The sequence below is a fragment of the Paenibacillus sp. FSL H7-0326 genome, from assembly GCF_001955535.1.
GTDB lineage: Bacteria > Bacillota > Bacilli > Paenibacillales > Paenibacillaceae > Paenibacillus > Paenibacillus shunpengii.
This window is the reverse complement of record NZ_MPVN01000001.1, coordinates 1678393-1692585: the sequence shown is the minus strand read 5'-3', so window position 1 is coordinate 1692585 and position 14193 is coordinate 1678393. Positions and strand designations below refer to the sequence as shown.

14 protein-coding genes are annotated in these 14193 nt (G+C 46.6%); 8 read left to right on the top strand and 6 right to left on the bottom strand.

The annotated features are described in order from the left end of the window. Nucleotides 1–78: 78 nt before the first annotated feature. The 5 genes from BK126_RS08295 to BK126_RS29350 form a co-directional block, all read right to left on the bottom strand. Nucleotides 79–870 carry an SDR family oxidoreductase gene (locus BK126_RS08295; protein WP_076312095.1) on the bottom strand — a complete coding sequence of 264 codons (792 nt, stop codon included), beginning with the start codon at nt 868–870 and terminating at the stop codon, nt 79–81. Nucleotides 871–1038: 168 nt separating this feature from the next. Beyond that, a complete protein-coding gene (locus BK126_RS08290; RefSeq protein ID WP_076312094.1) occupies nt 1039–1314 on the bottom strand; it encodes a YqkE family protein in 276 nt (91 codons plus the stop codon). Nucleotides 1315–1703: 389 nt separating this feature from the next. Further along, nucleotides 1704–2360: a peptidylprolyl isomerase gene (locus BK126_RS08285; RefSeq protein WP_076312093.1), complete on the bottom strand. Its 657-nt coding sequence runs from the start codon at nt 2358–2360 to the stop codon at nt 1704–1706. A 184-nt stretch (nt 2361–2544) separates the two neighbouring features. After that, nucleotides 2545–2955, bottom strand: a complete 411-nt coding sequence (locus BK126_RS08280) for a hypothetical protein (protein WP_076312092.1) — start codon at nt 2953–2955, stop codon at nt 2545–2547. A gap of 80 nt (nt 2956–3035) precedes the next feature. Further along, nucleotides 3036–3197 (bottom strand): hypothetical protein, encoded by a 162-nt coding sequence (locus BK126_RS29350; protein ID WP_177178795.1) that lies wholly within the window; start codon nt 3195–3197, stop codon nt 3036–3038. A 163-nt stretch (nt 3198–3360) separates the two neighbouring features. Here BK126_RS29350 and BK126_RS08270 point away from each other — a divergent pair, with 163 nt between their 5' ends. The 3 genes from BK126_RS08270 (at nt 3361) to BK126_RS08260 (ending at nt 6426) form a co-directional block, all read left to right on the top strand. Beyond that, a complete protein-coding gene (locus BK126_RS08270) occupies nt 3361–3714 on the top strand; it encodes a hypothetical protein (protein ID WP_256702743.1) in 354 nt (117 codons plus the stop codon). 25 nt (nt 3715–3739) lie between these two features. After that, nucleotides 3740–5629, top strand: a complete 1890-nt coding sequence (locus BK126_RS08265) for a sensor histidine kinase (RefSeq protein ID WP_076312090.1) — start codon at nt 3740–3742, stop codon at nt 5627–5629. 104 nt (nt 5630–5733) lie between these two features. Next, the gene (locus tag BK126_RS08260; protein ID WP_076312089.1) at nt 5734–6426 is read left to right on the top strand and encodes a hypothetical protein; all 693 of its coding nucleotides are present in this window, start codon (nt 5734–5736) and stop codon (nt 6424–6426) included. Nucleotides 6427–6539: 113 nt separating this feature from the next. On the opposite strand, the gene BK126_RS08255 is transcribed toward BK126_RS08260, so the two are convergent. Then, nucleotides 6540–7739: an acyltransferase gene (locus BK126_RS08255; RefSeq protein WP_083655774.1), complete on the bottom strand. Its 1200-nt coding sequence runs from the start codon at nt 7737–7739 to the stop codon at nt 6540–6542. A gap of 224 nt (nt 7740–7963) precedes the next feature. On the opposite strand from BK126_RS08255, the gene BK126_RS08250 reads away from it, so the two are divergent. The 5 genes from BK126_RS08250 (at nt 7964) to chvE (ending at nt 14187) form a co-directional block, all read left to right on the top strand. Beyond that, the gene (locus BK126_RS08250) at nt 7964–8641 is read left to right on the top strand and encodes a nitroreductase (protein ID WP_076312087.1); all 678 of its coding nucleotides are present in this window, start codon (nt 7964–7966) and stop codon (nt 8639–8641) included. Between the two features lie 147 nt (nt 8642–8788). Then, nucleotides 8789–9790: a substrate-binding domain-containing protein gene (locus BK126_RS08245; RefSeq protein WP_076312607.1), complete on the top strand. Its 1002-nt coding sequence runs from the start codon at nt 8789–8791 to the stop codon at nt 9788–9790. Next, nucleotides 9780–11639 carry a cache domain-containing sensor histidine kinase gene (locus BK126_RS08240; protein ID WP_256702742.1) on the top strand — a complete coding sequence of 620 codons (1860 nt, stop codon included), beginning with the start codon at nt 9780–9782 and terminating at the stop codon, nt 11637–11639. Before BK126_RS08245 ends, BK126_RS08240 begins: the two co-directional genes overlap by 11 nt. Further along, on the top strand, nt 11636–12841 hold the full coding sequence (locus BK126_RS08235; protein ID WP_076312086.1) for a response regulator transcription factor: 1206 nt from the start codon (nt 11636–11638) through the stop codon (nt 12839–12841). The genes BK126_RS08240 and BK126_RS08235 overlap by 4 nt, the downstream gene beginning before the upstream one ends. A gap of 260 nt (nt 12842–13101) precedes the next feature. Beyond that, nucleotides 13102–14187, top strand: a complete 1086-nt coding sequence (gene chvE / locus BK126_RS08225) for a multiple monosaccharide ABC transporter substrate-binding protein (RefSeq protein WP_076312084.1) — start codon at nt 13102–13104, stop codon at nt 14185–14187. Nucleotides 14188–14193 lie beyond the last annotated feature (6 nt).

Genomic DNA, 14193 nt, shown 5'->3' with positions numbered 1-14193 from the left:
TCTTACAGCAATTAAAAACCTCCAGACTTGCTGCTATATAGCAGTAAGTCTGGAGGTTCTTTCATACGTCTTGCCTTATTATCCGCGAAGCAGGGATTCTGCTCCATCAATATAGACTTCGGTGCCGGATATGTGGGAGGCTTCATCTGAAGCCAGGAACAAGACCAGGGAAGCGACTTGGTCAGGCTTGCCCGACTTGCCGGCAAGCGGCTGATCTCCCTCAGGGAATTCCACCGGAATTTGAACCTGATCCAGATCCTCAGAGCGCTCGGTCTTGGAATCAATATTCGTGTCAATGGCCCCTGGATGAACGGAGTTGACCCGGATTTTATATCTGGCGAGCTCCAGTGCCGCCATTTTCATAAATGCTGCTTGACCGGCCTTTGTCGATGCATAAGCAGAGAAGCCGATATTCGAGAATACGCGGTTACCATTAATGGAGCTGTTAATAATGATACTTCCGCCATTCTCCTTCATGTGAGGTATCGCGTATTTTACCGTGGCGAACGTACCTCTCATATTAATGCACATCGTTTGATCCCAATCTTCGATTTCCATCGTTTCAATGGGCGCCATTTTTCCGTTTACACCGGCGTTGGCAAAGACAACATCAATTCGACCTGCCCGTTCTGCAACGGTGTTAATCGCATTCTCCACCATCTCGGGCTTAGCAATGTCGCATTCAATGACTTCCGCCGTTCCGCCGTTTTGCTCAATCCTACTTTTGGTTTCTTCTGCTCTTTCGACGGTTCGATCAAGCATGAATACGTGAGAACCTTCCTCCGCTAAACGAAGGGCAGCGGCTTGCCCTATGCCGGAACCTCCCCCGGTCACAATGGCAATCTTATTCTCAAAACGAAGATTCGGCATAACGATTCCTCCCTAATCCATAGTCTATAATTCGTGAAGCTTTCTAACGTAGAAATACCCCTGTCGGAGGTAGGTTGAATCATAGGGAAGAGGGGGAGTGCAACATTTTGCAAAATCCCCAAGTACAGGACCTGTCTTCACAGGTCAATACTTGGGGACATCGTCATTTTATTTATATTTGTGCCAATCGAGGTTGCTGTTGTCAAGAAGATATTCAAAGTTGTTATCTAATTTTTTTTGCTCTGCCTTCTTCTTCTCTTCTGCCAGACGGCGAGCTTCTTCCTGTCGCTGCAGATCGGCTGCCTTAATTTCCTTGGCCTGCGCCTTGAGCTTGCCGAGCACTTCATCGCTCAGCATGTCCTTCAGCGTCGCTGCTCCGGATTCTTCACGGCTCGAAGTACGGTTAGTCGACTGCCGGGACGGCGTGTTTCTTTTTTTGACCATGATGATCCCTCCGTTTCATCGTAGCAAAATTATAACAGGTACACAGGGTGAATTGGAAGTATAAGTAGCAGGAATGTTGAATAGGAATAAATTAATGATAGCGCTTTCTAAAAATTGGTGTAATATAAAGTAGAGGAAGAAATAAGCGAACTAGAGTATATAGCTCATTTTGAACACCGATACTACGACTAATTAAACAGTGAAGGGGTCGTTGCTATTGGAACTAAACACGCAGCTATTAAAAGGGTTAATGTGGGGCATCCTGCTCAGTGTTCCGCTCTGGATTTCGATTATGGGATGGATTAGCTTAATATGGCGATGATTTGGCATAAATGGCGTACGTAATAAAGACCGGACATTCGAAGGAGTCCGGTCTTTTGCTGTTTTTTCTATTCAATTTTCTCTGGTTCCGGATAGTCGACACCCAGCGTGTCTACAGTGACTTTAGTCATTACTGGCGGGTCAACTGGCCGGTCATTCTGGTCTCTCTCGAGATTCGCTATTTCATCGACAACGTCCAGACCTTCGGTCACTTTACCGAATGCGGCATAAAGATTATCCAGATGCTCTGAATCCGCTTGTACAATAAAAAACTGGGAGCCTGCGGAATCCAGGTCATTGGACCGCGCCATGGATACGACACCGCGAACATGCAGCAGATGATTCTTCACTCCGTTGCTTGTAAACTCGCCCTTGATGCTGTAACCAGGACCGCCGGTCCCTGTTCCTTCAGGATCGCCGCCCTGTATCATAAAGTTCGGGATAACCCGGTGAAAGATCGTTCCATCGTAAAAGCCGCTGTTAGCGAGGGAAATGAAATTGTTCACGGTATTCGGAGCAATTTCGGGGTAGAGTTCCATTACGATCTGCTTGCCATTAGACAGCTCAATGGTAGCAACCGGATGAGACTTCGCAGGGTCAGGAACACCAATCCCTCCAAATTCAAGCTCGTCATTCTCTGCATTATCCTTTCCACAGCCTGCCAGAATAACGACAAGTGCAGTCAGGAGAAAGAGGAATTTGAAGCCTTTGGATCTGAACAACATGCTGTTTCCTCCTTGATATAGTTTGAATATGTTCTCATCATACCTTTTTTCTCTCCATTTAGAAACGTTCATCGGAATAGACACGAAAATGTCATAGCTGTAGAAGAGAGGAGCGTGATAGAACAAAAAACAAGCCGCTGCAATGAAGACACCGCAGCAGCTTGCACAATATCCTATTTTAGATTCATTTCTCTGGACTTCCGCCGGCGCCATTAATCAGATCTGTACCATGCATGGCATCCGGGTCTGGAGCTGCCGGATCGACTGGGCTGTTTGCAGCGATCTCATCTGCATCGGGTACGGCTGCTAGATCAGGCTCGCTGGATCGGATCAGCACATCCTGCCGATCCATAAAATCCTCGTCCGGTGCAAATTCAATGGAGGAGGTACTGCGCACATCCTGCATCGGTTCCTTTTGAGCCGTTTCGGCATCAAGTGGTGTTGTGTCTTCATCCAGACTTACGGTCTGTTCTGTATACGTATTTACATAATCCAAATCATCTTCAGGCAGGGTATTCAGCGGATCCGGCTCCTGCATGGATTTATAACGTTCATAGGCAAAATCGGCTTCGTTCGTATGTGGTTTATTCTCCATTTGATATCTCTCCTTAAAGTCTTATTTCTTCAAGTTCATGGGAATGCATAGCAGTTCATAGTTACGGATAGCGTGTCCATCTAGAACATAGGGAATACAAATTTAACGAGAAAGTATAGGAATCCGAAAAATAGGATGATGTAAGCTGCGTATTTGATAAATGTAGATGCGACTAAACTGGAATCAGATTTCTTCTGAACATCCTTGTGCTCGACTTCCACATTTCGATGTGTGTTATTCATTTTTTTATCCTCCTTCATGAATTTGAGAGGTCTAACCAAATGTACTTGACTATTTCTTAAACCGAGCTTTCGCTCCCGAATCAATTGGATAGAATGAATATAGTTTCTAAAAATCCATGTTAGCTATAAAATATAGAGAGTCATTAGGATTGGAGGAAGACAGGTGATGGAATGGTGTACATTCTCGAATATGATCGGATCGATTAAGATCGGTCAAAAAGCATCTACACCTGGTTACTCACGGACGGTCATTCGTAAACCTGACGGCCTCTATTGGTCTTCCGGCTTATGGAACGGCAGGATTGTTGAGATCAAGGACTACCTATTCTCAGATATATGGACCATCTACGAGGATGAGGAGAGTCTGGTCTGGTTTGAATATCGGGAGGAAGCAGAGCAGAAGGAACTAGAAAAGATCAAGAATCAGTATGAGGCAGAGCGCGAGAGACTTCGGGATGAGCGCGATAATAGTATTGTAGATAGCAATAAAGTGTGGAAAAATAAGGATGTGTATTAATTTTATCGAGTCTTGAGGTGTTCTAATGAAGATCGGGCCCAGAGTATCGGCGGCTATCATCTTGTGTTTACTAGGGGTACTCTTCATCCTGCCGCAAGCTGTCTTGCATGCACAGGATAAGGATATACAGAAATTGTCGCGGGACATGCTCTGGTTTAATGATAGTGTGAACGTCAGCTATGAGGAGCTGATGGAGGGAAATTATAAGTGGACAGCGATTGATGACAGATATTCTGCTGAGGACATGGATCCATCTATCGCTCGTGCCGCATGGACTAGAATCAAGCTGCCAGCCGATCTGGATGAGAGGTCGGGTCTTTTGTTTGAATATATTTATGGACAGCAGATTGATATCTATATAGATGGAGAGCGTATATTAGGAGAATTCAACAATTATCCGTTTGATCGCAATCATATTCTGTTGTCTCTGGATCAAGAGGATTCAGGCAAGACCGTGTACATCTGGACACACAGCAGTGATAGAACTGTCGGATTGAGCGAGAACGCATGGACAGGTTCTTATAAAGACTTAAGCGGCATGTATCTTAGAGATGGTTTATCGTCTGTCCTAATGGGAGGTATCCTGCTGCTGATTGCCGTCCTCATAGCGGTAACCTGTTTATTTATGACCCGGGTGAATACAAGACAGTGGTCCTCAATGATGGGGGTCATTATCTGCTTCGGTCTCGCTATCTTGTTGTATTCACCGACTTTGTATACGCTGTACCCTGATTACAGCTGGATTCTGGTTACAGGCTTCGAAACGGCTTTAATTCTGCTGCTGCCGCTCTTAGCCTATTGTTTTGAACAGATGATCGGACCTGGACCAGGCGGATTAATCAATAAGCTGTGGAAATCTATGCTGGTATACATCGCATTGTGCATGCTGGTTAGAGTGGTCAATGCATTAACGGGTGATTTCATTTATCCGTTTTATGAATTCCTGACCCGGCCTGTGTTTGGGGTTGTGTTTATTGTAGAGCTTATCTTGCTGACCTATTTTGCCATCCTGGAGGCACGCAAGGGGAACCGTAAAGCCTATTTGCTATCATTCGGTTCTGGAATACTTACAGTCACAGCCGTTGTCGAATGGATTCTATATTACACCTTGAGTTGGTATGATTTCTGGATGATGAAGTGGGGGATGGCTGCATTTACGGTCTCTCTCGTGATCATCAAGACAAATCCTTTATGGGGCAAGCATGAGCAAGTAGAGCTGTATACGAAGGAGCTTGAAGTATTCAATAATGAGCTGCAGCGCTCGGAAAAGATCAAGATTATAAGTGAATTAGCGGCTTCTGTTGCACATGAAGTCCGGAATCCCCTTCAGGTAACCCGCGGATTTCTCCAGCTGATGAGCAAGCAGGAGAATTTGAGGAATCGAAGATATGTCAGTATTGCGATTGAGGAGCTCGATCGGGCATCCGAGATTATTAATGATTTTCTGACCTTCGCCAAGCCGGAATTTGATCAGATCAGGCTTATTAATCTAGCCGAAGAATTCAATCACATCGAAGGTGTGCTGATCCCGATGGCAAATCTGGAGGGCTGTGTCATTACGATGGATGTACCCGAGAACCTGTGGGTTCGAGGAAACACCTCCAAGTTTAAACAAGCATTTATTAATATTCTCAAGAACAGCATAGAGGCGATTCAGGGCAGCGGCGAGGTTAGAGTCAAGGCTTATTCGAGAGGGAAGGAAATTTTTATTCATGTACAGGATACCGGAATAGGCATGGATGAGCAGGAGCTCATGAGACTCGGTGAACCTTATTTCTCCAATAAAACGAAGGGTACCGGGCTTGGCATGATGGTGACATTCCGAATCATTGAAGCAATGGATGGAAGTATAGAATATAGCAGCGAGAAAGGGATTGGAACGGAGGCTGTTATTCGTTTTCCTTCCGGTACTTGAGCTTGCAGCTCGTGTAGTTCATGTGTAATGGATAAAAAAGGGTGTGTTCGTCCACACTAACGAAGTGCAGACAATTTATTGCAGCTAGAAAGGTGGACAGACACATGAACAAATATATTTCGCGCATCGCTTCTGCCGCTCTTCTGATCTCGATCATGACGGGGTTCGCAGGACAGGCCGGAGCTCAGGAAACGAAAACCCCGGATCCGGTATTTACGGAGTTTGAGGTAGATGCAAATTGCGGGCAAGGACATCACCTCTATTTCATGGATGAGACAGCCAAGATTCTGAATATGGATCTGAAGGAACTGGCATCCCAAATGGAACAAGGCAAGACCATTGCAAGCATTGCCCAGTCGAAGGGAATAACAGATAAGCAGCTCGAGAAGAAGCTTATTCCTGCCATCGATAAGCGGGTGGATGCCGCGGTCAAAGAAGGCTGTCTCACAAAAGAACAAGGCACCTCTATGAAATCGAATATTCATGCCCGGCTCGCCAAAGTGATCAACACGCCCCTCAGTGAGCTTCGCGGGCGGCATGCACATCATGGCAAAGGACATCGCTTAAATCGCGAGGAAATTGCCAAGTTTCTCGGTCTCACCCCGGATCAGCTCAATCAAGAGCTTCGGGAAGGGAAGTCGCTGGCTGAAATTGCCAAATCAAAAGGCGTATCCGAGAAGCAGCTGGTGGATAAATTGAAGGAAGAGTTAACACCTGATCTGGAGAAGTTTATCCATCGAAAGATCAAGATCGAAAGGACACCGGGAAAAGAAGCCCTTAAGCATGATCATAGCTAAAATCTAAATAAAAAATCCCCTCCAAGCAGGACCGTCATACATCGACAGACGAAGCTTGAAGGGGATATTTAATTGCAGGGGAAAATAAGCTGAAAATGGTGCAATCTCTTACGTCAGAGCACAGCACCTTCTGCCGGGACCGTCTTGTCCTTATCTCTCGCAGTCTTGTTCTTGGGTTTGCGCGCAAGACCTACCAGATATCTTGATCCAGGCAGCTTGGACAAGCCAAAGCTGATGAGCAGCGATATGATGACGGTAAGCAGGAATGTGATGATCGTTACCGGCAAATGATATCCAGACAGTTCCATCGGTCTAGTGAAGAATGCGATGCCGTAGATGACCATAGCATGGACGAGATAACCGCCGTATGAATATCTTCCTACCCATGTAAACAGCTTACGGAAACGGCTCTGCGGCGAGACGACGAGCATGAATCCATACAGCAGGAACATCTGTGTCAGAATCAAAGCAAAGGTCTGAGGCTTCAAATAGGTAGATATGTTCAGGTTCATCACATCAGAAGAGCCGCGAAGCACATCATATGCGAGCAGAGTGAATAATGCGATGGACAAGAACGCTGTCCAGGGCATGATTTTGAGTACCCATTTGCGAAACTTTTCGAGCATGAAGGCAACCAGAGCACCAAGTATAAAATAAAAGAAATACATAACAAAAGAATAAGATCTGTAACCAAGCAGTGTTTGCGTTATCCCGCCTGCTTCTGCTGCCCAAGCACCCATCTCGTAATACGACAGATATAACAGATAAGCATAGGCGACGCCAGTGAGTACGATAATAGTGACAACCGTACGGTTCTGTCGTTTCGGATCCAGAGGCGCCAGTTTGCTCTTCAGAAACAGAGCAGCTTTCCGGAACAGCGGAAACAGCAGATAGAACTGGAACACCATAATGACGAACCACAGCTGATAACCGGCTTGAGGAACAAACCATTCACTAACAAGGCTTGTCCAGGTGTCAGCACTCAGCCAGTTCGTGCCAGCCGTCAGTCTTACACTCAGCCAGTATAGTACCGTCCATAACAGGAACGGAACATAGATATCTCCGAATCTTTTGCGAATAAAGCTCGGATAGTGCAGCTTCTTCTCATAGTTATAGAACAGCAGTACGGCAGACAGGAACACGAAGGTCGGCGTTCCGAACCTTGTCAAATGATACACAATCATAAGCATGGTGGAATCAGGCGCGAGAATATCTGCCCGGTATATATATTCTGCGAGGCTGTGCTGCATCACAATCGCGAGGAATGCGAGTCCCCGCAGAGGTGTCAGCTCCTCGATTCTAGGCTTTTTCAATATTAGATAACCTCCTATCGTTGTTTCTGATGCCAAGAAGGCAGGCACTGGAGTCATTATTGTAACGAATCAACATTAAGAATAGATGAAATGACAAACAACATGAGCAAGTATACTACAACTCGGGACTGTGTGTGCTTGTAATTATTGTCTGTATATATTATCGTTCATGAAGAATCGTCAATTCCAGATATATAGAGTAGAGGAATGGAGGAGAAGCAATAATGAACCATCGTGAAGAAAGTAAGAACCTGTTTCAGACCCGAAAGTCTCACCGCAAATTTGACAAGAGCAAGCCGATCCCGCAGGCGACACTTGATAATATATTAACGGATGCACTGCGTGCACCATCCTGGGCGAATACCCAGCCTTGGGAAGTATTTGTCGCTACAGGCGGCACCTTGGAAGCGGTCAGGGAGGCCTATTTGGCTGCATTTGATCGATCAGAGCCATACCATACGGATGTTCCCGTTCCGAAGGAATGGCCTGAATATATGCAGGAACGGAGTGTCCGTAACAGCATACATATGTTTGAGTGCATGGGGATCAATCGTGAGGATGAGAAGGCAAGAGAGCTGAATCGACGCAACAACATTTCGTTCTTCGATGGAACAGCCTTGGTTATTATCTGTCAGGAACGATCGCTGACGGATTGGTCCACCATGGATCTAGGCACCTTCGCCGGATATCTTGTGCTGGCCGCTGAGTATCATCATGTGCAGAGTGTTCCCGCCTTCAATTCGATTGCTTATCCTCAAATACTTAGAGAGAAGCTGTCGATCCCGGATCATCTGATTATCCGCTCTGGTGTTGTTCTTGGCTATGCTGTTGAAGACAGTCCCTATAATGAGCATACATCGGATAGAGAAGCGTTGCACCAAATGGTTCATTTCCTAAACTAGGCTCTTCCATAATATAGTGTGGTGACAGACCTTCAGCGATGGGGGTCTGTTGTCATGAAGCTCACAGTCTTGACAGCTCGATTTATAATGGTTAATGAAAGCGGTTTAAATACCGGCATTGTAACGCACAGAGGAGGCGTAGCTACGTTGAAGAAGATGATGCTGATCTATGCGCTTTTGATATTCGCTTTTTTGGTTTATATATTTCAATACAAAACAGAGGACGTGGACAATAGAGGAACCGCGGGTGAAGGCCTAAGAGGAGATATTTCGGAGCGTTATGTGATGGTCACCTTTCAATCCGGCTCGGAATACTGGAAGAGTGTCCTGAAGGGCTTTGAGGATGCGGCTGATGCTCTGAATGTGTCCATCGAATATAGAGGAGCAACCGAGTACGACCTGCAGGAGCAGATTATGGTGCTGGACCAGGTGATTGCCAAGAAACCAGCAGGCATTGCCATCTCTGCTATTGATACGAATGGACTCGATGGCGTTATCGACCGCGCGATTGAGTCAAACATCCCTGTCGTGCTGTTTGACTCAGGAGCACCGAACAGCAAAGCTTACTCATTCCTGGCAACGAATAATTATAACGCAGGATCGACAGCAGCAGCCCAGATCGCAAAGCTTACAGGAAGAGAGGGGCAGGTAGCCATCGTTACTGTACCTGGACAGCATAATCATACAGAGCGGATTCAAGGATTCAAGGATACGCTGGAGGCCGCCTATCCAATGATGGAAGTGGTCGACACAGTCAACGGAAAAGGAAATGCAGTAGATGCAGAGCAAGTGACGGCGGCACTGCTTGAGAAGTATCCGGATCTTGCCGGAGTATTTGTCACCGAGGCAGCAAGCGGTGTCGGTGTCGCTAAAGCGGTTCAGCAGCAGGGGGGGCCGGTTCAAATTGTGAGCTTTGATACGAACAAAGCCACACTTGATCTGATTAAGGAAGGTGCTATTGCGGCAAGCATCGCACAGGGAACTTGGAATATGGGCTACTGGTCCTTACAATATTTGTTCCATCTTCATCATGATCTAACGATTCCAGCTCCTTCTGCGACAGACGAGGTGTCACCGGTTCCAGTCCAGGTCGATACCGGAATTAATGTTGTTACTAAACAGAATGTGGAGCAGTATTATGCGAAATGAACGCAGATCTCCACGGTTATGGAACCGGCTTCAATTCAGTCAAATGCCGCTGCGTTATCAGCTCTCCATTCTTTTTGTATTGATTGGTATCGTACCAGCGCTGGGTCTTGGACTAATTGTAAATTGGACAGTCGATCGAATTGTGGAAAGGCAGGTCGAAGACAATACACTGCAGCTGATCGGAAAAGTGAATCAGTCGCTCGACAAGTCCATTGAGAATTTGCAGAACATTACCTATCTCACCGAATTTGATGAGGATGTTCAGCTGTTTATTGATGGTGATCCCGAAGCAAGAGAGCAGGTGAAGAGCTCAGGAAGTGTTCAAGCATTTTTGCAGGGATTTACGACACTTCATCCCGATATTGCAGGCATACTGATTATTAATAATGAAGGGGAATATATAAGCAACGAAATGTATGCTGTAGACGATACAGATCTCACTCAAGAGAGCTGGTATCAGGATGCCGTGGATCATAAAGGGATCTTTACGGTCATCGGGCACCCTGGAGAGCGGAGAGTCACTACCCATGTGAACTATACACCGGATGAAGTGGTATCTGTATCCAGGGCTTTGGTTGATCCGGAGACCCGTGAGACGCGAGGTGTTATTTTGATTGACTTGAAGCTGTTCTCGATTGCTGGCATTGCAAGGGATGTCACGCTAGGTAAAGATGGATATTTAATGATTCAGGATCAGGATGGGAATAAAATCTTTGCACCGGATCAGTCCATCATTACTCAGCTGGAGGGCTCCTGGTTTGAAGATGCCTCCTATGGAACCTTTACGAAACAAGTCGGAGAACAGAACTTTCAGTTTCAATATCAAACCTCTTCTTACACAGGCTGGCGTACCATTGGGGTGTTCAATACGGGTGATTCAGCAATTGCCGTAAGAGAAATTCACTTTTATGTGATTTGCTATTTATTTATTGTTTGCTTGTTTGGACTAACGGCAGCCTATGTGCTGTCACAATCCATCTCAAGGCCGATTCATCACTTGATGAGCTTGATGCAGAAGGCGGAAAAAGGTGACATGACGCTGCGTAATCTCGGTAACCGTGGGGATGAGGTCGGAATGCTCGGTGTCAGCTTTAACCGGATGCTGCAGGAGATCAAGAAGCTGATGGCCATGAATCGGAGAAAAGAAAAACAGAAGCAGGCAGCTGAGCTGCGCAGTCTTACCGCCCACATCAAGCCGCACTTTTTGTATAACACACTGGATACCATCCACTGGATGGCACACAAGCAGGGGGCAGAAGATGTATCCGAAATGGTGAAATCGTTATCCCGATTGTTTCGGATCGGGCTCAGTAAGGGCAGCAGCATGATTCCGGTATCCGAAGAGATAGATCATATCACCAGCTATTTACAGATCCAGAAGACCCGTTATCGGGACCGGCTGAACTGCCAGATCGAGCTGCAGGAGGAGGCCAGAAAATTCTATGTCGTCAAGCTGATCATGCAGCCGATTGTGGAGAACGCGATCTATCATGGGATCAAGGCTAGGCGCGGTGCAGGTATCATTCGAATTCAGGTAGAACAGCAAACCGACTATCTTCTGATGACGATCACAGATAATGGGGCGGGCATGGATGAGGAGCGGCTTCAGCAGCTGAGGGAGAAGCTTGCCAATCCATTGATGACCATAGATAAGCAGCATGAAGAGATGGAGTCACAGAAGAGCTATGGCCTGTTAAATGTGCAGGCCCGAATTCAGCTTGCATTCGGAACAGACTATGGGGTACAGCTGGACAGCACGCTGGGGGAAGGAACGACGGTCACAATTAAGCATCCTTTGTTGACCGAGCCTCAAGTCATGGCTGACCACGAACAGGAGGAGGAGCTATGAATAAGCCATATCAAGTATTGATCGCTGATGATGAACCCATCATTCGTGAAGGAATCAGCGATTCGGTAGACTGGGCTTCACTTGGCATGGAGGTCATCGGACTCGCCGAAGACGGAGCGGAAGCACTGGAGCTTGTACTAGAACGGGGAGCTGATCTTGTGCTCGTCGATATGAATATGCCGATCATGAATGGTATCTCATTCATTCAGGCCCTTCGAGAGCAGAAGCAGGAATGCAGATGTATTATCATTACAGGGTATGATGAATTCAGCTATGCGCAGCAAGCGATTCGGCTGGGTGTGGAGGAATATATATTGAAGCCGGTTGAAACGGATGAACTGATGAGGGTGCTGCAGCGAATTAAGGCCTCACTCGATGAGGAGCAGCTGGAGAAGGAAAAACAGGCATCTGCCAGGGAGCATCTCCACAAGAGAAGGGAGGTGCTGCGAGAGCAGCTGGGACAGGAATGGGTACAAGGCAGACTGAATGAAGAGGAGCTTAGAATGCAGCTCAGTCTGCTTTCTCTTCCTGCAGATTCTCCCGCAAGCTGTCTCGTGATCCGCTGGCCGGAGGCAAGCATGCCGAATACGATCTTGAAGGAAGGCGATCGCCAGCTGTATCTGTATGCGGTCAAGAACATTGTTGAAGAGCTGATTGGCACCTCGGAAGCGCTTGTGTTTAGAAATGGATCTGATCTGATTGTGGGGATCAGCTGGAGCAGGTTCACTCCAGAGCTGCTCATGAAGATCGAGGAGGCGGCCAAGGAGAATCTGGGTGTAACCATTCACACCGCGTCTGAGGATGTTGGAGTGGAGATGGAACTGCTGCAGGCATACAATCTGTGTAAGGAATGCATCTATCAGGAGGCTTCGCTATCTCCGCTCGTACGAAGAGCCCGGCAATACCTGCAGGAGCATTATCACAACCATGCTTTGACGCTGGAGCTGGTAGCTTCCGAGCTGGGAGTTTCACCGGTGTACTTAAGCCGTATGCTGAAGAAGGAGCTCGGAGAGTCGTTTATTGCCCTGCTGACTGGAATTCGGATTCACAAGGCGATACAGCTGCTGAATAGCAGCAGTCTTACCATGCATGAGATTGCAGATCATATCGGATATGAGAGTCAGCACTACTTCAGCACGGCATTCAAGAAGGTCATGGGCATTTCCCCGAATAAATATCGTAAGGGCGAAGCCTTTGTATAGAGGACCAATATAGATTCATGGAAGACATAGCTCTTCTTTTTAAAAAAGCGCCGCAAGGCGTTTTTTTTGTTGCCACAGGACTCATGTCTGGACATAACCAAGAAAGGTTTGATTTTTATAAAAACGGTTGCAAATGTGCAAAGACGCTTCAAGAAGGGATGAGATATCATATAGAAGAAACAAGGGATCAATGGATATGAAAGCGCTAACTATAAAAGCTTTAATCCAGGCACAATCGTATAAGCGAAAGGGTGGAAACGATGAAGAAAGCATTAACCTATCTTCTTCTCTTCGTGCTCGTTATCTCTTTGAGTGCATGTAATCTTGCGGAGACGACAGGCGGCAGCGAAAGTCAGGGCTATGTCGGTATTGCCATGCCAACGAAATCGGCGGAGAGATGGGTAGCCGATGGGAATAACATGGTGAAGCTGTTTGAAGAGAAAGGCTTCAAGACCGATCTGCAATATGCGGAGGATGTAGTCGAGAATCAGATTGCACAGATCGAGAACATGATTACGAAAGGCGTGGATGTCATCGTGATTGCATCCGTTGACGGGAATACATTAACCGATGTGATCAGCAAGGCTCATGACCAAGGCATTCGTGTCATTGCTTATGACCGATTGATCCGTAATACAGAGCATTTGTCCTATTATGCTACATTTGATAATTATCAAGTCGGTGTACTTCAAGGATCTTATATAGAGGAGAAGCTGGGCCTGAAGGAAGGCAAGGGACCGTTTAATATCGAGCTGTTTGGCGGATCACCGGACGATAACAATGCTTACTTCTTCTTTGACGGTGCCATGTCTGTACTACAGCCGTACATTGACTCCGGTCAGCTGGTTATACGAAGCAAACAGAATTCAATGAGTCAAATCGCTACGCTCCGATGGGATGGAGCGGAAGCGCAGAAGCGGATGGATAATTTGATCAGTGCGCATTACTCGAATGAGAGGATTGATGCAATTCTCGCTCCAGCCGATTCGTTGAGCCTTGGCATCATTTCTTCCCTGAAAGGTGTAGGGTACGGAAGCTCGAACAATCCGATGCCTGTAATAACCGGTCAGGATGCTGAGCTGTCCTCCATTAAATCCATCGTTAGAGGAGAGCAGACACAAACCATATTTAAGGATACTCGCCAGTTGGCGGAGCGAACGGTTGCCATGGTTGAAAGCGTTCTCTCTGGCACCGAAGCAGAAGTGAATGATACGGAGAGCTACGATAATGGAAAAATGGTCGTGCCGTCCTACCTGCTTGAGCCGGTATCTGTGGATGCGACGAATCTGGAGGAAGTAGTGATTGATTCCGGATATTACACCAAAGAAGAAGTTGGGCTGAAATAGAATGAC